The organism is Pandoraea faecigallinarum (assembly GCF_001029105.3).
Classification (GTDB): domain Bacteria; phylum Pseudomonadota; class Gammaproteobacteria; order Burkholderiales; family Burkholderiaceae; genus Pandoraea; species Pandoraea faecigallinarum.
This window is the reverse complement of the sequence record NZ_CP011807.3, coordinates 2452027-2474824: the sequence shown is the minus strand read 5'-3', so window position 1 is coordinate 2474824 and position 22798 is coordinate 2452027. Positions and strand designations below refer to the sequence as shown.

The window sequence follows — 22798 nt, the reverse complement described above, 5'->3', positions numbered from 1 at the left end:
GACCCACCCCCGCACCTTTGACGGCACGGCCGTTTCGGCAGACAGATATCGTGGACGCAGGTCATGAACGTGCGCCTTACTGAGGCGCCAGGGGGCCGAGACGTTCGCGCAAATGTTTCATCGCCCGAATCATATACTTCTCGACCATATTTTTCGACAGGTTGAGCCGCTCGGCTATCTCCTGCTGCGTGCATCCGTCGATTCGCTGCCAGATGAAGACTTGTCTGCATTTCAAAGGCAGTTCGGACAACGCGGCCTCGATGGCGTGAGCGAGTTGCGCGGCGTGAACCTCGTCCTCGGGGTTGCCGGTCGGAGCTTCGAACTCCGCCAGTACATCGAGAGCCGCCTGCTCTCGACCGCTCTCGCGGCGATAGACGTCGATGGCGATGTTGCGTGCCGTACGATGCAGATAAGCGCGCGGCTGTGCTGGCGGCGTTTCCAGTTCCAGCACCCTGAGAAGCGAGTCCTGAGCCAGGTCTTCCGCCTGATGCCGATTGCTGAGCTTTCCCGTCCACGTGCGAAGCAGTTCGTCGTAGTAGGCAAAGATTCCGCGAGAGCGTGTGGAGCTTGCCATCAAACGAACGGCGCAATGCGCCCGGGCGAACAGGCCTGACGAACAACGCGATGGCGGAGGGAATGGGCAAGCACGGGAGGTCTGGACCGAACCCGGCAGTTCGGTACCGAATGCAATCGTTAAATGCGACTGATTATCATTTCATTCGCAATTCAGGTCAAGAGCGCTTATCCGGTGCGAACCTCCGCGGCTCACGATTGCCCGAGCGGTTGCAGCATCGGATAGGTAAATAGATAAAAATGCGTCACGTTCAGGCCGAAATGCGCGAGTACCGCGGCCTGGAGTCCGCCGAAGCGGTAAGCCAATCCATATCCGATTCCCGCGACGCTTCCGAGCAGGATCCATTGCCATCCGCCTGCGACATGCGCCAGACCGAACAGCACAGCCGCGATACAGAGGGCTATGGCATCTGCATGCGGCCGCTGTCCGAGCAGCCGGCTTAGACCGCCCTGCAAATAGCCGCGGAACAACGCTTCCTCGGTTAGCGTGACGAGCAGCAGATTGTTCAGCAGCCATAGCCAACTGGCGGAAGGCCATTTCGGTTCCCATCTGACAAGGCCAAGCAGCACGGCAATCAACAGACAGGCCGCACTTGTCATCAGCATGCTGCAGAGGCCCGCTTTCATCGATACACGCCATTCTCGCGAGGGCCTGATCCACGGCAGAACCAGCAGCAGCCAGAATCCGACAAGGGGCTTGTCCAGATTGAGATACATCGAAAATGGCACGGCATCCGCTGTGAAGCGCTCGGGACCGATAACGCGCGGATTGTGAAATCCCGGTAGCCAATGCATGCTCAGGGCAATCGCGAGCAAGATAAATAGCGCATGCCCGAAGTATTGGAGATAAGGTTTGCGATGCGGCGATACCGCATAGGCAGCGACGAGCAGTAACGCGACCGGCATCGCCGCCAGAAAGCCAATCTGCCCATTCGTCAGCGCGGCGCTATACCCGATAATGAGCAGCCCCAGACTCAGCCACCGAAAAGCAGGCCACCACGCAGCGAGAGCAGCAGGAAAAATTGCGATCCACGGTACGGCGAGCATTGCCGAACCCCTCCAGGAATTGACCAAGACCGCATTATCTATTCAAAACACTGTCCGTCCGAAGCATCTCCCAAGAACGAATACGAAGAGGCGCCGCGAAGCGCCATGTCGTCATCAGAGCGCGGTCATTGCCTCGCGCTCGTCGTCCGTGAGGATAGGGCCGTCGAGCGTGACCCGCGAATGGTCGCTCCTGAACTTCGCGATAATGGGTTTCAACTCGCTCTTGATGTGCTTTTCGCTGTAGCCGTTGAACAGGTGACCGATCAGTCCGCGCCGCAGGTCGCTGCTGCCCATGTACCAGTCGGCAATCGGAAACGTCAGATTCATGTTGTATTTCATCATGATGCCCATGTTGTGATGGGCGGTATGGTGACGACGGATCGTGTTGATGAACGGCATATTGCGCACGAACCAGTTTTCGTGACAGTGGCAGCAGTAGTGGAACGTTTCATAGATCACGTACTGGCCGACCATCGTCAGGAACACCATCCAACCCGCATTGGCGTTCAGGAGCAGCGAGGTGATGTAACCCGTCAGGCCGCCGCCGACGCCCAGCGTCATCAGCACGCGCCAGGGAAAGAACACGATCCGGAATTCGCGCGTGGTGTCGATCGTCGCCAGTTCGTCGCTGAAATATTGATGGTGCTGGCGCGTGTGACGATTGTAGATTTCGCGCAGCCCCCAGACGTCCACCCGGCGGTGCATCACGAACCGGTGCATGAACCATTCCGCGAAATTCCCTGCAAGAAAGACCGGGAGGATCAGGAACCATTCCCAAGTGGGGTGTTGCAGCTGACTTATGCCGTACCACAACGCCCCAATGGCCACCGTGTACATCACCGTGATATGCAGCAGGCCGTTGTACATCGGGCTGATGCCGGACTTGTATTGCTCTCGGAACTTCAATTGACGCTCTGTGATCATGATGTGTCTCCTGCCGTTGAATCAATGGAAAAGGGGGCGATGGCGCGCCGCGTGCGGCTCATCACCGGGAGCGCCGCATACGCGCGCGCATGTGCCCCGAACGAACATCTAGTGCGAAACGTCCTCCAGCGAACGGCCTTTCGTCTCGACGCCGAGCAGTAATACCGCGAGCGCGGCAATCGCGAAGGAGAGGGCGCCCATGGTGAACACGCCCGCCTGCCCCCAGCTGGGAAGCAGCACGCCAATCGCATACGGACCGGCCAACGATCCGACCCGACCGATCGATGAGGCGAAGCCCGACCCCGTGGCGCGCGTGCGCGTGGGATACAACTCCGGCGTATAGGCGTACAACACCGACCACATGCCGAAGAGGAAGAACTGCATCGCCAGACCTGCGGCGATCAGTTGTTCGATAGGCGCCCTGGTCCCAGCGGCCTGACCGTACAGATAGGCCGCGACGGCACTGCCGATCAGCATGAGCGCGCACGTGGGCTTGCGCCCCCATTTCTCCAGCAGCCATGCGGAGAAGAGAAAACCCGGAATACCGGCGAGCGAGATGTAGACGGTGTAGAGCACCGATTTCGTGATCTCGTATCCCGCCTGCTGCAATAACGCCCCCAGCCAGGTCGTCAGCCCGTAATACCCGAGCAGGGCGAAAAACCAGGTGGTCCAGAGCATGACCGTGCGCTTCGCGTAAATGCCACTCCAGATCTCCGCGAACAGCGCCTTGCGATCGGCATGCACGTGCGGTTTGCGCAGAGCGACGTCCGGCTCCGGCAGATGGCGGCCGTACGCCTTCTCCACTTTGGCTTCGATGTGATTCATGACGTCGGCCGCGGCCGTCACGCGTCCCGTGTCTTCCAGCCAACGGGGCGACTCGGGAACCATGCGTCGAACCACGAATACGAAAACGGCCGGAACGGCCAATGCGATGAAAATGCCGCGCCAGCCGATGACCGGCAGCATGAAATAAGCGAACGCGCCGGCCGCAATGAAACCGATAGGCCAGAAACCTTCCAGAATGGCGACGTATTTACCGCGAGATTTGGCGGGCACGATCTCGGACACCATCGACAGACCGATCGGAAACTCCATGCCCATGCCGAAACCCAGCAATACGCGGTAAACCATCAGCGCATCGACGCTGTGTGCAAAACCGCACATCAGACTCCCCGCGCCCCACAAGATCATGCTGACCTGAAAGACCGGCTTGCGGCCGAACCTGTCTGCAAGAAGGCCCGCGGTGGCGGCGCCCAGGAACATCCCGAAAAAGCTGGCGCTGGCGAGCAGGCCCGCCTGCGCAGCGCTCAGACCGAACTCCGCCTTGATCGAACCGAGAACGAACGTCATCAGCCCGAGATCCATGGAATCGAAAAACCAGGCTGTCGCAATGATCGAGAAAAGCGTTCGCTGGTAATTCGTCATCGGAAGCCGCTCGAGACGAGCGACGACATCAACGCCTAACCGCGACGCGGCTGCTGACATATCCATGCTTGTGTCTCCTCCAGTGCTCTAACTAATAGCCATCTAACATATTAGACATCGAGACGCAAAGCGACCGGTATCTCCGGCCGTATGGTGTGATTTGGCTTTGCGGGGCGGCGATGCCCGATCGATACGACGTTACGGCACTACGTGGGGAGTCGTGTCGATCAGGCTGCCGTCAGTCTCTCCGTCTTCTCGTCTCGAAGACCTCCATGCCATGCGCGATCGATGATCTGCGCATAGCTTTCTTCGATATTCCCGAGGGGGAATGCTTTGGCCAGCCGAGTCACGCCAAGCGAATCGACAAGCAGATCTTTCAGTGATGCTTGCGGAATGCCGAAGGCGTTGAGGTCGGTCGGAATACCGAGCTTGCCAACGAGCTCGCGCAATTTGCGAGGCAGCGCGCGAACGGCTTCGACGTCATCTGTCAGGGTGACACCGAAAATGCGCGCCACCTCCAGCAACTCGGTGTGTCGCACCTCGCACAGGGCATCGATGACGTACGGCAGCACGACGGCGTTTGTCGCCCCATGAGACTTGTGCGTAAGCGCAGCCACGCCATACGCGATGCCGTGTACCGCATTCAGACCGGCGCTCCCGTAGGACATGGCGGCATACACGCTGGCATAGCACATGCCTACGCGCGCCTCGGTGTCGTTGCCGTCTTCGTAGCAGCGCAGCAGGTATGTTGCAGCCAACCGGATGGATTCGCGCGCAAAGCTCATTGTCAGAGCACTGCGTCCGCTGTAGCCCGGATCGACGCTGCCGTTGCGGTCGAACTCGCTGGCGTCGCGCGTCACGAACGATTCGAGTGCGTGGGTCAGGGCATCGATGCCCGATTCCGCGGTGACCCTGGGCGGACAGGTAAAGGTCAGTTCGGGATCGATCGCGGCAACCACCGGGCGCAGCCGATTGTCCATCACAGCGGTTTTGATACCGGTGGATGGATCGAACAGAATGGCGCCGGGCGTGAGTTCCGAGCCGGTGCCGGCCGTCGTCGGCACGGCGATGTGATCGATGATCGGCGCGTCGCTCGTCACACCGTTGCCGAAGTCGCGAATCGCCCGTCCGTCGGGGAGCGTGAGGCACAGCGCTTTGGCCAGGTCGATATTGCTGCCGCCGCCGAGCGACACGACGTGATCGGGCAACCGGCCGCCCATGACCGCACGAAGCTCGCTCGTCGCACGATCGCACAGGTCCGTGGTGGGGTCGGGCAGACCACCGTCATAGACGATCATCTGCACACCGGCACGCTCACACGCCGCCACGTATTCCCGGACCCAGGGTGTCTGCGTCGCGAAAAAGCCATCGGTGACAAGCAGTCCCCGGCGGTAGCCGAGATGCTGCACAAGCCCGGGGAGTCTGTTGCGATATCCCAGTTCGATGATCAGCCGGGACGGCGCGCAAAAGTGGATGCGGTCGTCAATCCTCATGAGTTCTCCTGTGGAACCACGGGCGGCGGTAATGCCGCGATGTGCTGTGCAAGAAAGTCGCGAAAGGCGATGCCGACGTCTTCGGTGTTGTGCGTCAGGATCGAATGGCCGGCGGCCGGAATGACGTGCAGCCGTGCCTGGCGAATGCCTTCGTGCATGCGATGCGCGTGGCCGACCGGACAGTCCTCGTCGTCGCTGCCATGCACGATGAGTGCGGGCACATCGATCTGTGCCAGATTCGGTAGGTGCGACACCGACTTGAGGGCGCGCCAGGTCCATGCCACGGCGCGCGGATCCGCGGCATGTCGCAGGCCAAGACGTCGCTCGCGCTGCCTGATTTCGTCGAGAAGCGTGGCGTCGTCGGACGAGGAAAACCAACTGACCTCGTTCGGTTGTGCTGTGCCCGACAAGAGGACGACCGCCGCCGGAGGGTGATGGCGTGCAGTGCCGTGCGCAAGGCGTCCCATCAGCTCCAGAATGACCGATACGCCCATGCTCCAGCCCGCCAGAACATAGGGGCGATCCCGGACTTCCTGCTCGATGACCTGACTCGTCAGGCACGCGAAGTCGCCCGCATTGCACGCTTGCGGGGACACCGGGTCACCTGCGTTGCCGCGCCCCGGCATGTTCGGCAGAATGAAGTGAAACGTATCGCCGAGTGCCGTCGCCAACGGAACCCACGAGTCGCTCGTTCCCTGAATGCCGTGCAACGCAACGACAGGGAAACCGTCATGCTTGCCGACCCGACGAATGTCCATCGCATTTCTCGTCTTAGTAATATATTAGTTGATTAATAATAGCACATTAGATGAGTGCGACAAGCGGCAGAACCTCCGGGAAAGCCCGGATATTCGCGAGGTCGGGGAGGGATGGGGGCGGGGCGTGCGGCGCCTTTGCGAAAGCATGGAAACAAGTGATATACAATTAATATTTGCGCTGAATATTGACTCGATGGCAACGAAGAAAGCGACCCAACCGACGGAAAAATCAGAGGCCGTAGCACGGGACGAACGAATGGAGACCATCCCTCGCGGGCGGATGGTCGACATGGCGTACGAGTGGATCGAAGAGAAGATCGTGACGCTGCAACTGGCGCCCGGTTCAACGATGTCCGAGTTGCAATTGAGCGAAATGACGGGTTTCGGCCGCACGCCGATTCGCGAAGCGGTTCAGCGGCTGGCCCGTGAGCATCTGATCGTGGTATTGCCGCAGCGCGGTCTGCTCGTGCCGCCGATGGACGTCTCCAAGCAACTGCGTCTTCTCGAAACCCGGCGCGAGGTCGAACGGCTCATCGCCAGGAGTGCGGCGAAGAAAGCCTCGGCGGCAGAGCGCGACCATTTCGCGCGACTCGCGAAAGCGTTTCGGAGTTCGGCGCGCAGTGGCAAGGACGTCGAGTTCATCCGTGCGGACCGCGATTTCAACGAGTTGTGTCTGGTGGCGGCGCGCAATGAGTTTGCCGAAGGGGCGATGCGTCTGATGCACGGTCTGTCGCGCCGCTTCTGGTACTACCACTACAAGGAGGCGGCCGATCTTCCCACCATGGCGCGCCTGCACGCCGAAGTTGCCGAAGCGGTCGCTGCGGGCGACGTGAAAAAGGCTGGGGATGCCGTCGACGCATTGCTCAACAATATCGAAGCATTCACGCGGGCCACCGTATTGGGCGAGCGCGTGTAATCGCACCAGCGACGGACTTCGTCGCGTGACGACATCATCGTTTCATTTGCCCGGCGCCCGGGGCCTGCGCGACGTCCATTAAAGCCACAACGGAAATCCAGAACGAAAGCCCGCATCCTTGCGGGCTTTGCTTTTGGTGTTCAACGATCCCATCGAGATCCGGGAATTCCCCTTAATAAATAGCCTTTTCGCATGTGCATTTGCGATAAGTATTTTTGCTTAGACGTGTCGCGTAGCATTGCGGATTTTTCGATATTTTTAATCTGGTATATCTACACCCGATGGGAGAAAGAGAGGGTCCATTAAAACGAAAGCCGTTTAAAAAGGAGACGTCGATGAATCGAAATTCTCTGCATGCACGCGCGGCGCTGATGGCGGGTGTGTTGTTTTGCGCGATGGCGCGGGCGGAAGCTCCGACTGGCGCGTATTGCGACACACCGGCACAGTGCGCCAATCCGATGGCGACGCACGGCATGGTGACCTCGTCCAATTACCTGGCTACACAGGCCGGACTGGACGTGCTCAGAAGAGGAGGAAATGCTGTCGATGCCGCGATTGCCGTCGCCTCGACGATCGCTGTCGTGTATCCACAGATGAATACGATCGGTGGCGATAATTTCTGGCTGATCTACAACGCCCGTACCCGCGAAGTTCGCGCGCTGAATGCGAGCGACAGTGGGGTCCCCGCGTGACACGACAGTCAATGTTTAATTTAACATAATGTACATTATGCGAATAATCGATAGCCAGTCGACGCCGACCTCCACCAGCACCGACCCGATCATCACGAGATCACCAGTTCAGACGAACGCCCAGCATACCGGCGGCTGCGCTCTGGCGGTTACGGCCGCCGAGCGACCACCGGTAGCTGGCCTGACCGTATAGGCTCAGGCTTCGAGTCACCTTCGCCGTGATGCCGCCGCCGAACTCCAGGCCCGTGTCGCCGAAGCCGGTTTCGATCGCCGGCGAAGACTGGCCGAACAACGCGCTGTCGCTGCCCGAGAAGGCTCGCCACAGATTGATTCGCGCGTACGGTTGCCAAAGCGTGCCTCGCTCGTCGCGCTTCGTGTATTGCAGTCGCGCGCCCAGGCGTGCGGTCCACGCACCGGACGCATTCCAGTCCACGCTCGAATACTGATCGCCTGAACGGCTCACCGACACCCCCTGATAGACGATCTGCGCTTGCGGCTCGATCAGCCAGTCATCGCTCTCGCCGAAACGGACCGGATAGCCCGCCTCCAGCGACGCGGCGTAACCGGTCGCATTGGTCGACAGCCCAGCCCCGTAGCGGGACGTCGCCTTCGCGTCGTACCAACTGCCTTGCAACACCGCATCGACATACCAGCCCCGTGGACCGAAATGCGTCCAATAGGCGCCGACCGAAGGCCCATTCATGGCAAGTTTGCCGACTGTCAGATCCTGCGTGCCCAGCGCAAAGCCCCGCACCGACGGTGCATTGAAGTCCGAATAAGCCACATACACGCCAACGTGATCGCGATGTCCGCTCTGCGTCGTGCGCCGGAAAACATCGAGGCCCGCCTGGAATCCATAAAGATTACCCGTCGCGCTCGATTCGGCCGGTCCGCTCCATCGATTGCGCACCCGCTCCCCGAAAACACGTCCCCAGGCGCCGTTCGCATAAGCGCGTGACGACGTCTCGCCGCGCAGGTTCTCCTCCTCGCCAACGCGTTCGTGCAGCGTGCCCAACGTCGAAAGCCCGATCTGCCGCGCGATTGCCGGGACCGGCGCGTAGAGCGCCACTTCCGGCCGGTACAACGGAATGTCGGTGCTACCGGGCGCCGCCGGATCCGTGGAAGTCTGCACGAGATGGGAGCGGAGAAACCAGTCGTTTGGATTCGTGCTGCCACCGCGTACGAGTTCGTACTCGTACGCACCGGCAGCAACACGCTGGCCGAGCGTAAAGGCACCCGCGGTCGTACTGCCGCCGCCAGTCACCTGCACGAGCCGAATGCCGTCCGCCACCGTCTGCGCCCCCTGCCCTCCACTGTTGTTGACGAATAGGGATGTCGCGCCGCTCGCCTGACCACCATTGACCACCAGCAGGTTGGTCGGCGAGTTGTCGGCGCCGAGATAAGTGTTAAAGCCGATCCTGCTCCCGGGAGCACCGGTGTAGCTGCCCACCGTCAGGGTGCTGTAGGCGCCGGATTGCGGAAGGAACTGGATCAGACCGGCGTTGGACACCGTGCCGGACGCGTTGGAATTCCCTGTCATGTTCCAGGTGCTGCTGGCGTCGATAGCGATGTTGGTTGCGTTACGCGCCCGGCCAGTCCACACGCTCGTGCCCGCCAGCGAAACATCCGCGGTATTGCCTGCGTCGGCCAGCAAGTCGCCCGTCCACCGCGATGCCGTCAGGTTCGCGCTGACCGTATTGCCCGGGCCGGTCAGCACCAGATTGCCGCTCCATTGGCTGCTGCTCAACCGGTAGATGAGGGTTGACGGATCGACGACGATGTCGCCGTCGAGGGCGGAGATGCCCGCAATGTTCAGCGTCAGGCGGCTCGGCGTGCCCGCCGCGTCCTCGCTCACTTGCGCGAGCAGGCGCCGGCCGTTCACGATGGCCGGCGTCAGCACCGTGCCACCACCGATGGAGACGGTTCCCGTGCCGCCCTCGGCGAGGACGAGTGCGCCGCTGGTGGCGCTCAGGCTGCCGCCGGTGATCGACGCGGCGCCCGGCGCACTGCCGGCAACGTAGAGCGCTGCGGCACCGGCCCCGCTCACCGCCACCGTGGTGTCGGTGGTGACGATGGCACCGCCGTTGACAACGGCAATTCCATGTGCGGCGTTGCCGGTGGTCGTAATGGCGGCACGGTTGAGCGCGATCGTGCTGCCGGCGTCCTGTGCGGAAGCGCCGAACGCCTGCTGTCCGCGCGTGGCGACCGTGACGTCCGTGGCGGTGATCGCGCCTCCCGCCATCGTCCGCAATCCGACGGCGTTGACGTTCTCGGTGCTTACCGACGTACCGGAAAGGGTGATGCTGCTCCCGGCATCGGTCGCCCGTGCGCCGTCCGCACCACCGACTGTGGGCGAGTCGGCCCCTTTCGTCGTAAGGGTGCCGCCGGTGATCGACGCCGTGGCACCCTGACTGACGCTAACGCCAATGGCACCTTCGCCATTCGTGGTGATACGGGCGTTCTCGGCCTGCAACCGGCTGCCCGCGCCGACGACCTGCGCACCGTCGGCTGTCGAGCCTCGCTGGGCTTCCGGATAAGTGATGGCAGGCGAACTGCCCCCGACAACCGTGAACCCGGTCGTGATCTCGGTGCCGGTCACAATCATCGTGCCTGCGCCCGTGACAAGCACGCCGGCGCTCGAAGGGCCGGAGGTTCGGACGATCGTGCCGGCCAACGTCACCGTACTGCCCGCGCCGCTCGCTACCGCGCCCGGCGAATCCGGCTGGTAGGTGAAGATGCCATAGCCCGAAAAGTCGATCCTGCCGCCCGCGTCCGCCCAGATGCCAGGGCTGTTGGCGCCATAGGTGGCCGAGGTTGCTCCGTTGCTTACCTGAATGCGGCTGCCGACGCCCGAGGCAAGCATGCCCGGTGAGTTCGCGATGACGGTGCTTCCGAAATAGTCGCCCGTCGCAATGGCGCCGCCGCTCATCGTGATTCCGGCGCCGCCGGAGGCGACGAGGCCGGCACTGCCATTGCCGTAGACGTTCACGAAGGCGTTGTTCAGCATCAACCGGCTGCCCGCTCCGGACGCGACCGCGCCGGGCGCATTGTCGCCATTGCTGAAAGTACTCGCGTTGCTGAACGCGATCGTGCCGCCGGCATCCGCGACGAGAGCGGAGGCGCCCGCGCCCTGGGTCGTGACGCTGGTACCGGTCAAGGTGATCGACCCGCCGCTGGCCGCATAGGCGCCGGTGGCATTGGCGCCCTCCGTGATCACCTCGCTGTCCGTTAGCGTGACATTGCTGCCTGCCCCTAGCGCACCGACGCCATATGCGCCGGTACCGACCGAATCCACGGACACATTGCTACCGGTAATCGAACCGCCGCCGTCGGCATAAAGGCCGTGCCCGCTCAGACCAAATGTGGTGATCGTGGTGTGATCCTGCTGCGTGCCGTCCAGCGTGACCGTCCCGCCGCGGGTCGCATGCACGCCATAGCCCGTGCCGGTCGCGCTAAGAGTGACGGAGGTGCCACGATAGACGCCAGTATCGGAGACCTCGACCACGGGCGCCGATCCGGCACTGTCCCGCGAGGTGAACGCCGGATCGGAACAATTACCCGACGAGATGTTGAGCGCCGTTGGCGCAGTGGCACATTGCGCGAACGCCTGCGCGGAAGGCAGAAGCGCGGTAATAGCGGTCGTTAAAACTGCACGATGGCAAACGATGGCGCCAAATAACCCCTTCTTTGGCAAGTTGCTATTCCATGGCCTGGCGGTGGGCACGATAAACGACGTCTTGACACGGTCGGCAGACAATCGGCGAACTCCTCTACGGGACTTGTTCGTCCTGAAATCCGTCATGCGACGATCTCAGGCGACTTATTAAGATCTTCTGGTTTCGCAACAATAACAAATTATGATTCGGAGTGAAAATCGTTTTATCCCGAACTTATACCGGCATCGACTCGCGACGGCCCACGAAATGGCTTCCCGCAATTGTTTTCGTGAAAGCACCGGCATGACAAATTAATTCAAGCGTAATGCCTCCATCACCAACGCGAGCGCCGGCGCGATCTCGCGAGGCCAAGGCCAGGCGCATGGCTGCTCACGCGCGCCTTTGGCACACTTTTCGGTAAACTGTCGGTTTCCGGGAGGCCCCTCCCGCTGCCGAACCGCTTCCCCATGTCGAATACCCACGAAATCCGCCCCGGCCAGTCCATCGAGTTGCTCAAGGAGCTTCATATCCTGACGCGCGACGGCAAGATGAATCAGGACAGCCGGCGCAAGCTCAAGCAGGTCTACCATCTGTTTCAGTTCATCGAGCCGCTGCTCCAGGAAGTCAAAACCGGGAATGGCCGCGTAACCCTCGTCGATCACGGCGCAGGCAAGTCCTATCTGGGCTTCATCCTCTACGATCTGTTCTTCAAGGCGCTGGCGGACGACTCGCATATCTTCGGCATCGAAACCCGCGAAGAACTCGTCAAGACGTCGACGGCATTGGCCGCGCGCCTCGGATTTCCCGGGATGTCGTTCCTGAACCTGTCCGTGGCCGATTCCATCACGTCGCCTGCCTTGCCCGAAACCGTCGACGTCGTCACCGCACTACACGCCTGCAATACGGCAACGGACGACGCGATTCGCTTCGCGCTGGCCAAACATGCACGCCACATCGTGCTGGTGCCGTGCTGTCAGGCCGAAGTCGCCGCCGTGCTGCGCAAGCACAAGGGCCAGCAACTGGCGGGCAATCCGCTCACCGAAATCTGGCGTCATCCGTTGCATACGCGCGAATTCGGCAGTCAGGTCACCAACGTGTTGCGCTGTCTGCAACTCGAAGCGCATGGCTATCAGGTCAGCGTGACCGAGCTTGTGGGCTGGGAGCATTCGATGAAGAACGAACTCATCGTCGCGCAGTACAAGGATTTGCCGCGACGCCGGCCCGCCGAGCGGTTGCAAAGCGTGCTGGAATCGCTCGGGCTGGAAGAAATGCGCGAACGCTTCTTTACCGCTGCGCTCGCCACTGTCTGAATCGCCGTCTGAACCGCCGGCGCAGCCGTCGCCCGAATCACACCAGCCGTCAAATCTGGACGGCCTTGAACCCCGGCTGCCGAAACGGATGCGCCTCGGCAAATTCCGGCATCTCGAAACACCGCTTCGCCAGTGCCGCTACCCGGGGATACGCCGCGATGTCCACCTGATACAGGTCGCCGATGATCGTCTGCCCCGCGATGCAAATGTCGGCGAGCGTGGGCGCCGCCCCCACGGCAAACGGCGCGGCGGGGCGCTTTTCGAGCATCCGCTCATACGTGGCCAGCCCTTCCCTGCCCCAGTGCGCGCACCACGCCTCGATGGCATCGATGCCTGCACCGTAAGCCTGCGCGAGATGTTTTCGGACCCTCGGCACGACAAATGGATGCGAGTCGGCCGCCGACACCAGTGCCACGGCACGCGCGTAAGCCCGGTCCGGCGGGTTGCCCGGCATCAGCCGCGGCGCCGGATGCATCTCGTCGAGAAATTCGATGATCGCCAACGACTGGAACACTCGCTGCCCGTGATACACCAGCGTGGGCACCACGCGCTCCGCATTCACGTTGGCGTAGTCGTCGAACTGACGCCCCGCCAAAATATCGACCTCGATCTCCTCGTACGGCAGCTTCTTCAATGCAAGCGCGACCTTCACGCGAAACGCGGCGTTCGAGCGCCAAAAGCCATAAAGCTGAATTGTCATGGGGCAGTCCAGTCGTGGAACCATCGTAAAGAGAACAAACGCACTCGTGCGACATTTCGTTTTCAAACGATTGCATTTGCAATTAGATCGCACCGATAATGCCACCGAGCGATTGCATTTGCAATTATCTATGTCGCCATGCCCGGGCGTAGGATTGTGGTGCGCTTGACCACTACCCGGCCACTACCCGGCCACTACCCGGCGCCGTACGACGTATCGGGCATAAAATAGCGGCTCGCGCCTGCGACCGCCGCGGCCCGCACTCCACCACTCCTCTTCGTTCGTCATGCCCCGAAAAGCAGCAGTGTCCTCCGACTGGGTGATGCGCGCGGCGCCTTCAGAAGGCGTTGAGCGTATCGAGGCCTGGTTTCGGGACAAAGCGTATGCCATGCATCGGCACGATACGTACGCGATCGGCCGTACCCTCGCGGGCGTGCAGCGCTTCAACTACCGGCGCAGCCAACGCGACAGCCTGCCGGGGAACACCATGGTGTTGCATCCGGACGAATTGCACGACGGTCAGGCGGGCACGAGCGAGGGTTTCCGCTACCGCATGATTTATGTCGAGCCGGCACACTTTCAGGACGTGCTGGGCGGGCGCGCGCTGCCGTTCATCGAAGGGGGGGTAACTACCGATCCCCGTCTTGCCGCAGCGACCGAAAGCCTGCTGCAACATGTCGGCTACACGTTCGAGCCGCTCGAACAGAGCGACGCGCTGGCCGAACTGGCGCATGCACTTGCCGACGTTGCGGGCATCTCCCGTCTCCCGGAAAAAGGCGACTATCTCGCCGCACGACGCGCGCGCGACTATCTGCACGCCAACTGCACGCGCGTGGTGACGCTCGACGAGGTGGAAGCCGAAACCGGCCGCGACCGCTGGAGTCTGTCGAACGACTTCCGCACTTTCTATGGCACCAGCCCGTATCGTTACCTTACGATGCGCCGCCTCGACATCGTACGTCGCATGCTGCTCACGGGCGCCTCGCTGGCGACGGCGGCAACCGACGCGGGATTCGCCGATCAGAGCCACATGACGCGCCATTTCCTCAAGACCTTCGGCCTCACACCGGGACGCTGGCTCCGGATCGCCCGAGGCATGAACGCGCCCTGAGCGCGTCTCAAGTATCTTCCGAACGCCTCACGGCCTGCACCCACAATCGTTCAATACGCGACGCCCGGCGCGACATATTCTCGACGCATTCCCTAAACGAACGGAGAGAACGATGTCTGACTTCCCCCAATCCCCCAATGCCCGGCCGACACGCGGCCAATGCGAAGCCATCGATCTGGCGGGCAAGATCGCACAAATCGACGGCCACTGGCAGCCGCGCGTCGTTGCCCAAATGAACGACTACCAGTTCAAGGTCGTCAAGCTTCAGGGGGATTTCGTCTGGCACCAGCACGGGGACACCGACGAAACGTTCATCGTGCTGGACGGCGAATTGCGTATCGAGTTTCGCGGCGGTCCGCGCGGCGACGGGGCGATGGTATTGCGTGCCGGGCAGATGGGCGTCGTGCCGAAAGGCGTGGCGCACAAGCCCTGCGCCGTTACCGAAGTGAAGCTGCTGCTCATCGAGCCACGTGGCGTCGCGAACACCGGTGACGGTGCCGCCAGCGAACGCACGGTCGCCAACGATCAATGGATCTGACGCATCGATTTCTTGCGTTCGCAATAACATTTCCATAATATTGGAAATATTTAATTTTCTTGCGAATGCCGATCATGCCCGTAGCACCGTCACACCCCGAGTCGCTTCCTGCTGCGCAGCCGGAATATCTCGACACTTCCATCGCTTCCCGGCTCGGGATGGCGGACGCGCCCCCGGTGCGCATTCTGATGCTGTACGGCTCGCTGCGGGAACGCTCCTACTCCCGGCTGCTCACTGAAGAAGCCGCTCGGTTGCTGAGGCAAATGGGCGCCGACGTGCGTATCTTCGATCCGCGCGGTCTGCCCATGCCGGATGACGTTGCCGGCGACGCGCATCCCAAAGTGAGAGAACTGCGTGAACTGTCGGTCTGGTCGGAAGGTCATGTCTGGTGCAGCCCTGAGCGCCACGGCACGATTTCCGCCGTCATCAAGAATCAGATCGATCATCTGCCGTTATTCATGGGCGGTATCCGTCCGACACAAGGCCGTACGCTTGCGGTCATGCAGGTAAGCGGCGGATCGCAATCGTTCAATTCGGTCAATCAATTGCGCCAGCTCGGCCGGTGGATGCGCATGTTCACCATCCCGAATCAATCGTCCGTTGCCATGGCCTTTCAGGAGTTCGACGAAGCCGGTCGCATGCGGCCGTCGGCATATTACGACCGCGTGGTCGACGTGATGGAGGAACTGGTGAAGTTCACGCTGCTGCTGCGTGAGAAGCGCGACTACCTGGTCAACCGCTACAGCGAGCGCATCAAGGCCAGGACACCGCTGGATCCGGTGACCGATTTGGCCGCGCTCGCCACGGGCGCCGCCGACGCTGCGCCCTCGCCCCGATAGCCGGCAAAGCCTCCCGGTGGCACGCGCCGCCCGCGTCGATGCGTGATTCCGTCGCATGGATGACAAACACAGGCATTTCAGCCAGAATTTCGGCGGCTCGCCCGATTTGGTCCAAGGCTTTTTGGCGTGCCATCTCCCGATGCACCGACCAACTCAGCCGAAGGCTCAAGAAATGTCACATCCTGTCTTTCTCGAGAGTCCGCCGTGGCCACGCATGCCGGAGGGCCGCAAAGGCGAACTGAAGACCTATTTTTCCGCCGGCGGCCCGTCGCTGGAAGCCAACGCCTATTTCCCGCTGTTCTGGCGGATTTTGTTTGCCACCGAAGACATTCGCTTCGCGTACGTCATCGACGACTTCGACCCCGACGACGATGCGATTGAGATCGAAGAGTTTCTGGAAGGCGCAGCTCCGGAAGAAAGAGATGCCAGATATCCCTATCTGGTGACGACCAAAGGCCTTGCACTCGAACGAGCGGCCCGGCGCCGCGATAACCTCATTGCGCTGCTCGGCGAGCGTTATCGCCCGATCTTCGATGCGTTTGTCGACTACATTCGCAGCGCGTACGGCGGCTTCATCCTGATTCGCACGAGCGGCCTGCCCGATGTCACCGACGCCACCGAGGGCATGACGACGGAACTGGAGCAAGTCGCCGCGCTCGACCACGGCGCTCACGTACCCGCCGGGGTTGCCGAGGAAATCGAGGACCTGAAGCGCGCGCCCGACACCGACGCCGTCTGGCGCTCGACCGGCGTCGGCAATCCGCGCGCGGAGATCCATCCCTGGCCGAGCAAGACGTTGATCGAAGCGTTCCCGGCCTGTGCGCCGCGTGCCCGGCAAGCGCCGTCCGCCCGCGCGCCGGCGAGTGACACGAAGCGATATCGCGCGCCCAATACGCTCGACAAGGTGCTCGAATGGGTGGCGATCTTCGTCTTCGCCGGTGTGGCCGTGGGCACCTGGGCCGTCACGCGATCGGTCTGGAAGGCGGTCGTCGCGACAGCTGTCGTCACCGCGGCCATGGCGTGGTTACTCGCGCGTGTGCAACGCACTGATTAACCACCGGCTCAGTCGGCGCCGATCTTTCCCTCCAGTCCCTCGATCTGTGCCATACGCGCTGCGCGCTCGGCATCGCGCTGCGCGCCGCGGCACGCCTTCGCGCCGGGCGCCCCGCCTGCCGGACAAATCGCCGCGATCAGCGCGGTCTGCGCCGACATGAACGCCCGCCATTTCCCCTCGGACGCCCTCACGATGCCGCGGGCGGACGCCGGCAGACGTCGCTCGATCCGCCGCGTTACGGCGTCGATGTCCGACATCTTCGCCTCGCCTGCCGGCATTGGCCGAAATTCACCGGCGCGCGCATACGACAGATCTGCGGCATACCGGGTGAGCGTCTGGGCGCGACGTTTGGTCAGCATCATGACGTCGTTGGCGTTCATCGGTGCATACATTGTGCCGCGCACCGTGGCGTACACCGCGGCGATGAGCTTTTGATCGGCGTCCCGGCTGGCGAGCCACGCGCGCTGCGCGGCAAGCAACGCCGGACGCGACGCCTCGGGAAGGTCGTTTTGCAACGCCCGATAGCTGGCATTCAGACGCACATCCCACGCGTGGGTCGCATCGACGATGCACTCGTCCTGTGCGCCGGTGGACTGCTTCTCCGGGGCATCGAGGCACCTCGTGAGTGTCCGATCGATGTCGCTGTTCGCGGCGAAGGCGGCGGACGCCGACGGATCGGCGGCAGAGGCGGCAGAGGCGGCATTCGGTGCGAAGCAGGTAAATGCCCCAACCGTCAGGCATAGCACTAACGCCGGGAAGCCGTGCATGGAAGCGCGATTCGCCATATCCGTCGTCCGTAAATGGAATATGGCATTCAATCCCGTGTCATCCCAAAAATCAAGCGCGCCCCCGGCGGCAGTGGACGCGGGCACGCCGGACTTGCCGAACGTCACGCCGGTGCCCGGATAGGGGAATAGCGGCATAAGCCGCCCCGAGACGCTCAGGACTTTTTGCCGGTGCCACGCCGGGAATTCGTGTGCCGTGCGACCGCAGCCCCCGGCATCCCCTCCCCGCGCGCCCCATGGTGGCCAAGCGCTTCGGCCAACGCCACGCGGGCAGCCATCAGCATGGCGGTCAGTTCCTCGGCGCGGACACGCAGCGCGCGGTTCTCGTCTTCGAGGCGCTGCAACTGCCGGTACGCGTCGGCGGCGTCGAACGGCGGTTCGCCGCCCTGACCGATGGCCTGAAGCCCGCTGCCGTCAGGACTGAGCAGCGCCATGACCCGCGCCACGTGCTGTGCGAGCGTGAATTGCGCGGCCGGCTGCATCCTCACGTCGGCGGGATCGCCCGTCACGGTGGCGGCCCCGCCGCGGGCGCGGGTAATGGCGCGCTGCACGGTTCCCGCGCTGGGCAACCGTTCGATGCCCGCACCCGCCAATACGCGCAGATAGGTCTGTGCGCTATGCAGACGATGCGTCGTGCCGAGGGCATCGCGAATGAATTGATCGAGGAAGGCGGCGTTCGAATCGCGATGCGCGGCGTCGGCCCGACGCGCGGCTGTATGCAAGCGTCCCAGCGTAACATCGTCGAAGCGGGGAGAAGAACGTGGCATCGGAGTTCCGGGTTCCTCGTCATTAGGGAGCGCGACGGCCGGAGCGGTGTACGCCCCGGGCGCCGGCAGGCGTGTGATGCGGCTCCGCTTCCTGATAATTTAAATCCTGAGAATTTAAATTATCTTAAAAATACCTCGGCCCTCCTTTTGTAGCGCGTTACCACACGAACATTAAGCAAACAAACGAATCTCGTCAAAGATTGTTTTCCATAGATATCCGAAGTTTCAATTCGCGAGACGTTTGTCCAGTGCATCGAAGCGTGCCTCGCCCTGCGCCAGCCCGAGACGCCAACGGTAGTTGTGAATCACGATGGCCACATGGGCCGGGTTGTGAAAGGCGGCAGCCGAGCCGGCATACGTGGCATCGTCGAACTGCCACTTCGGCGATGCCAACTGCCAGTCAAAGCGCTCACCGCCGGCATGCGCGGACGCGCCGCGTGATAGCATTTCGGCTTCTACGCGCTCCCTACCACCAAGACGCAGACGCATGACGCTCTCCGCCCGAAAACGCCTGACAGCATGGCTCGGCCTCGCCGCCATGTGGCTGGCCGTCGGCATGCCGGTGGTCGGTCAGATGCTTGCGGCACATCGAGCGGAAGCGGCGCGCGTGCTGGACGTGGCTTTCTGTGCGGTCGGGAGCGCAGATGCGCAGCCCGGGATATTGCCGGCAACGGAAGCAACGAGGGCGATGAACGCAGTGAGGACGAGTTCGGCACACGACGCCGCGGCACCCTCGCACAGGTTGGACAGGTCGCACTCGTCACACGCGTCGCAGATGGCGCAGGCAGACCACCCGGACCAGGGCGACGTCTGCGGGTACTGTTCGCTTCTCGCCAACCATCCGCCGCTCGTCATGCCTGTGCTGACCGGCGCTGTGCCGTTTGCCTGGGTCGCACGCGCCGGACCGGCTGTGCACACGCCTTCGGCCAACACCCAACTCGTCTCCACGCCGCCTGCGCGCGCGCCCCCTGCCGTTTCCTGATCCCGCGTTCAGTCCGATGCCACACCGCCTGCGGTGAAGGTGTCGCTTCCATTCGCGCGAATGCCTGCCCGAGCGTCGTATCGGGGGCATGCCCGCGCCGTTGCCTACCGTGGCGACAAGAGACGGAATCGTCGCAATATGCAGATCCCCTACACACAGACGCCTCAGACCCGTGAGGCGCAGCCGGCGCCGGCCGCCGGCCAGTACCGGACGCTCTGGCGCTGGCACTTCTACGCCGGTCTGTTCGTCATGCCGTGGCTCATGGTGCTCGCCGTCACGGGCACGATCTACGTGTTTCAACCGCAAATCGAATCGTGGCTGTATCGCGACCGGTTGGCCGTCGTGGCCTCCGATGCGCCGCGCATCAGCCAGCAGGCGCTGATGGAGCGCGCGGCGGCAACGCTGCCCGCCGAGGCCCGGATCAGCTCCGTCGAAGTCAATCGCGATCCGGCGCGCAGTGCGGAATTCGTCTTTCGGTTGCCCGGCGGTGAGCGGGAAAGCGTCTACGTGAATCCCTATACGGGGGCGGTGCTGGGCACACTTAGCGTCGAGCACCGCCTCATGGCGCAAGTCCGTGCCCTCCATCGCTCGCTCATGCTGGGCAAGGCCGGCGAACTGCTCATGGAGCTTGCAGGATGCTGGACGCTCGTCATGCTGGTCACCGGTCTCGCCCTGTGGTGGCCACGTGCGGGCACGGCATGGGCCAACGCCCTGCGCCCGCGTCTGCAATTGCGCGGGCGTGCGCTGCTGCGCAACCTGCATGGGGTCGCGGGACTGTGGCTTGCCGCGGGCGGGTTGGCGTTCGTGCTGTCGGGGCTGCCGTGGTCCGGGTCGTGGGGCGCGCAGTTCAAGGTGCTGACGTCGAAGATCGGCATGGGATCGCCGCCCGGCGTCTGGGGCGAAGCGCCCGTGCGCTCGCAATTGCCCGCCGCGCCCGCCGCGCCTGCCAAGCCCGCCACGCCCATGAAAATGGACGATCTTCCCATCGCGCAAATCCCGTGGGCGGTCGGCAATACGACCGTGCCCCGATCAGTGCCTCAGGCCGTGGACAGGGCGAACGGACCCGCGATGGACGGAATGACGCACCCGCCGCGTGGGGCGCACGGGAGCGGCGAGGCGCACGCGGAACAGGTTGAACATGCGGGACATGCCGGACACGAAACGATGGGCAGCGAGGGAATCTCCCCTGCCGGCTTGCGTGCGCAAGGCGCGTTGCCGGTCGACGACGTGATGGCGATTGCCTCGCGCATGGGCGTCGAGAGCGGCTACAGCCTCGTGGTGCCCAAGCGGCCCGACGGCGTCTATACCGTCTCGTACTTCCCGGCCGACCCGAAAGCCCAACGCACGATTCACATCGATCAGTACAGCGGCAAAGTGCTGCGCGATATCGACTACAACGCCTACGGGGCCATCGCGCAAGCCGTGTCCTACGGGACTGCGCTGCACATGGGGCGCTACTTCGGTGTCGTCAATCAATGGCTGTGCGCCTTGATTTCGATGGGATTGTTCGCGATGGCAGTCACCGGCTTCGTCATGTGGTGGATGCGCCGCCCGGCCCGCTCGCTGGGCGCGCCGTCACGCCCGCACGCGCGGCCGCCCATGCGCGGGTGGGCCCTCGGCATGATCGCGCTGGGTTGTATCTTCCCCCTGATGGGCGCCACGATGGCGCTGGTGTGGGCGGGTGATCGCGCCGTGTTCGGGCGTCGCGCGAAACCATGACCGTTCGATGGTGCTGACGCGCTAGTCTCGCGGTGCGTCCGGTCGCACGCCGACGTACGCGGCGCGGGGTCGAATCAATTGCGTGCTTTCGCGCTGCTCCCGCGCGTGGGCGATCCACCCAATGGAGCGGCCAAGCGCAAAGAGACCAAAGGCCGCGCCGACCGGCAGTCCGAGGTGACGCCGCACCGCGACCAGCGCGAAGTCGAGTGACGGACGCAGCCCGACCAGTGCATATGCCGCATCGACCATCGTCTGCCACGCGGGATGCTCGGGCAGCAGGCGGGCGAGCATCGCGCTGGCCCGCACGTCTCCCGCCGGGTAGAGATGATGGCCGAAGCCGGGAAGCTTCTCCCCACGCGCGAGGCGCTCGCGCATGCGGTTTGCCACGTCCGTGTCGCCGAGCTCGTCCCACATCGCTTCGTTGCGCGCGGTTGTGCCGCCATGGCGCCCGCCCGTCAGCGCGGATAACCCCGCAATGATCGCCGCCCGCAGGCTCGCCCCCGTCGATGCGACGCAACGCGCCGTGAAACTCGACGCATTCAGTTCGTGATCCGCACAAAGCACCAGGGCCATGCGAAGCAAATCGGCGCCCTCGGCATCGTTCACCCCCCAGGCTTTCGCGCATTGTTCATGGATCGGCGCATCGCTTGGAAGCGTGCCCAGCAAACAGGCCGTCATCGCGCGCAGCAACGTTGCGCTGCCCTGCGCGACACGTGCCGGATCGCGCTGCCAGATCGCCGTGGAGGCGTCGTCGCTTACCACGGTGAACGTGGGCAGCAACGCGTTTTCGGCACGCTGACCACGATAGCGTTCGAGCAGCATCACCGGCCACTCGGACGCGAGCCGTCGCATCGCGTCACCCTTCTCGCCCGTGCCGGACGCAAAGGCCGATGCTTCGTCGCACTGCCAAAGCCACGCCGCTGTCGCTTCGACCGTCGCCGTTTGCGCCATCGTCAGTGCGTCGCGTCCCCGGTAGTAGCATCGTCCATCCTCGATCAACGTGATGGAAGATTCCAGCACCGGCATTCCCCAATCGAGCGCGGCCTTGACCACTTCCTTCGGCTTTCGGCCGCGCGTGCGCTGCGTGGCGAGGCGCTCGACGTCCGCCACCCGGTAACGACGCTCGCGATGCGTTCTGCCCGGTTCGGCATGCAGCAATCCTCGGCTCACGTAGGCATACAGGGTCTGGAGCGAGACGCCCAGGCGCTCGGCCGCTTGCGTTGCGGTGAAGTAATTCCCGGAGTTCGGGGCGCGAACGGACATGAGGGACATGTGGGATATGAGGGAAGTGACTGACGACGTGATGGACGCGATGGACCGGCGGAAGGCCAACAGATTGACTAAGTTAATCAATATTGACAATAAAATCCATGGGCTTAAGCTTCAATGCGCCGGCAGTCCCGCGCCGCGAGGCATCGCGACGCACGTATCGAATCGTTCGAGGATTTCGCCCATGCTTCCCACGCACCACGCTGTATCCGGCGCCGCCATCGCGCTCGCCGAAGACAC

20 protein-coding genes and 1 pseudogene are annotated in these 22798 nt (G+C 62.9%); 9 read left to right on the top strand and 12 right to left on the bottom strand.

The window, feature by feature from the left end; all coding sequences use genetic code 11:
* Nucleotides 1–76: 76 nt before the first annotated feature.
* The 6 genes from AB870_RS10935 to AB870_RS10910 all read right to left on the bottom strand — a co-directional run bounded on the left by AB870_RS10935 (nt 77) and on the right by AB870_RS10910 (nt 6220).
* Nucleotides 77–574, bottom strand: a complete 498-nt coding sequence (locus AB870_RS10935) for a sigma-70 family RNA polymerase sigma factor (protein WP_047908015.1) — start codon at nt 572–574, stop codon at nt 77–79.
* 191 nt (nt 575–765) lie between these two features.
* Entirely contained in the window at nt 766–1620 is an 855-nt protein-coding gene (locus AB870_RS10930) for a CPBP family intramembrane glutamic endopeptidase (RefSeq protein WP_047908014.1), read from the bottom strand.
* A gap of 114 nt (nt 1621–1734) precedes the next feature.
* Nucleotides 1735–2544: a hypothetical protein gene (locus AB870_RS10925; protein WP_047908013.1), complete on the bottom strand. Its 810-nt coding sequence runs from the start codon at nt 2542–2544 to the stop codon at nt 1735–1737.
* A gap of 108 nt (nt 2545–2652) precedes the next feature.
* On the bottom strand, nt 2653–4035 hold the full coding sequence (locus AB870_RS10920) for an MFS transporter (RefSeq protein WP_047908012.1): 1383 nt from the start codon (nt 4033–4035) through the stop codon (nt 2653–2655).
* A gap of 161 nt (nt 4036–4196) precedes the next feature.
* The gene (locus tag AB870_RS10915) at nt 4197–5462 is read right to left on the bottom strand and encodes an iron-containing alcohol dehydrogenase (protein WP_047908011.1); all 1266 of its coding nucleotides are present in this window, start codon (nt 5460–5462) and stop codon (nt 4197–4199) included.
* On the bottom strand, nt 5459–6220 hold the full coding sequence (locus tag AB870_RS10910; RefSeq protein WP_047908010.1) for an alpha/beta fold hydrolase: 762 nt from the start codon (nt 6218–6220) through the stop codon (nt 5459–5461). The genes AB870_RS10915 and AB870_RS10910 overlap by 4 nt, the downstream gene beginning before the upstream one ends.
* A 256-nt stretch (nt 6221–6476) precedes the next feature.
* Here AB870_RS10910 and AB870_RS10905 point away from each other — a divergent pair, with 256 nt between their 5' ends.
* Nucleotides 6477–7136, top strand: a complete 660-nt coding sequence (locus AB870_RS10905; protein ID WP_047909093.1) for a GntR family transcriptional regulator — start codon at nt 6477–6479, stop codon at nt 7134–7136.
* Between the two features lie 335 nt (nt 7137–7471).
* Entirely contained in the window at nt 7472–7828 is a 357-nt protein-coding gene (locus AB870_RS27525; RefSeq protein WP_047908009.1) for a gamma-glutamyltransferase, read from the top strand.
* 100 nt (nt 7829–7928) lie between these two features.
* Here AB870_RS27525 and AB870_RS10895 read toward each other — a convergent pair whose 3' ends face one another.
* A complete protein-coding gene (locus AB870_RS10895; RefSeq protein ID WP_047908008.1) occupies nt 7929–11333 on the bottom strand; it encodes an autotransporter outer membrane beta-barrel domain-containing protein in 3405 nt (1134 codons plus the stop codon).
* 618 nt (nt 11334–11951) lie between these two features.
* Here AB870_RS10895 and AB870_RS10890 point away from each other — a divergent pair.
* On the top strand, nt 11952–12794 hold the full coding sequence (locus tag AB870_RS10890; protein WP_047908007.1) for a class I SAM-dependent methyltransferase: 843 nt from the start codon (nt 11952–11954) through the stop codon (nt 12792–12794).
* Between the two features lie 49 nt (nt 12795–12843).
* Here AB870_RS10890 and maiA read toward each other — a convergent pair whose 3' ends face one another.
* The gene (maiA, locus tag AB870_RS10885) at nt 12844–13494 is read right to left on the bottom strand and encodes a maleylacetoacetate isomerase (protein ID WP_053059675.1); all 651 of its coding nucleotides are present in this window, start codon (nt 13492–13494) and stop codon (nt 12844–12846) included.
* 286 nt (nt 13495–13780) lie between these two features.
* Here maiA and AB870_RS10880 point away from each other — a divergent pair, with 286 nt between their 5' ends.
* The 4 genes from AB870_RS10880 (at nt 13781) to AB870_RS10865 (ending at nt 17036) form a co-directional block, all read left to right on the top strand.
* Complete coding sequence (locus AB870_RS10880) at nt 13781–14605, top strand: AraC family transcriptional regulator (RefSeq protein ID WP_047908006.1); 825 nt, start codon at nt 13781–13783, stop codon at nt 14603–14605.
* A 112-nt stretch (nt 14606–14717) separates the two neighbouring features.
* A complete protein-coding gene (locus AB870_RS10875) occupies nt 14718–15143 on the top strand; it encodes a cupin domain-containing protein (protein WP_047908005.1) in 426 nt (141 codons plus the stop codon).
* A 74-nt stretch (nt 15144–15217) separates the two neighbouring features.
* On the top strand, nt 15218–15982 hold the full coding sequence (gene arsH / locus AB870_RS10870; protein ID WP_418303988.1) for an arsenical resistance protein ArsH: 765 nt from the start codon (nt 15218–15220) through the stop codon (nt 15980–15982).
* A gap of 172 nt (nt 15983–16154) precedes the next feature.
* Entirely contained in the window at nt 16155–17036 is an 882-nt protein-coding gene (locus tag AB870_RS10865) for a hypothetical protein (RefSeq protein WP_157112294.1), read from the top strand.
* 8 nt (nt 17037–17044) lie between these two features.
* On the opposite strand, the gene AB870_RS10860 is transcribed toward AB870_RS10865, so the two are convergent.
* The 3 genes and pseudogenes from AB870_RS10860 to AB870_RS10850 all read right to left on the bottom strand — a co-directional run.
* The gene (locus tag AB870_RS10860; protein WP_053059674.1) at nt 17045–17959 is read right to left on the bottom strand and encodes a lysozyme inhibitor LprI family protein; all 915 of its coding nucleotides are present in this window, start codon (nt 17957–17959) and stop codon (nt 17045–17047) included.
* Between the two features lie 17 nt (nt 17960–17976).
* Nucleotides 17977–18588: a hypothetical protein gene (locus AB870_RS10855; protein ID WP_071386863.1), complete on the bottom strand. Its 612-nt coding sequence runs from the start codon at nt 18586–18588 to the stop codon at nt 17977–17979.
* Between the two features lie 231 nt (nt 18589–18819).
* Nucleotides 18820–19026: pseudogene (locus AB870_RS10850) on the bottom strand (alpha/beta hydrolase); the annotation flags it as partial.
* A 49-nt stretch (nt 19027–19075) separates the two neighbouring features.
* On the opposite strand from AB870_RS10850, the gene AB870_RS10845 reads away from it, so the two are divergent.
* Nucleotides 19076–19570, top strand: coding sequence for a DUF2946 family protein (locus AB870_RS10845; protein WP_047908000.1), 495 nt, complete (start codon nt 19076–19078; stop codon nt 19568–19570).
* 138 nt (nt 19571–19708) lie between these two features.
* Nucleotides 19709–21289 carry a PepSY-associated TM helix domain-containing protein gene (locus tag AB870_RS10840; protein WP_047907999.1) on the top strand — a complete coding sequence of 527 codons (1581 nt, stop codon included), beginning with the start codon at nt 19709–19711 and terminating at the stop codon, nt 21287–21289.
* Between the two features lie 21 nt (nt 21290–21310).
* Here AB870_RS10840 and AB870_RS10835 read toward each other — a convergent pair whose 3' ends face one another.
* On the bottom strand, nt 21311–22561 hold the full coding sequence (locus AB870_RS10835; protein ID WP_237170095.1) for a citrate synthase family protein: 1251 nt from the start codon (nt 22559–22561) through the stop codon (nt 21311–21313).
* Nucleotides 22562–22798: the final 237 nt, after the last annotated feature.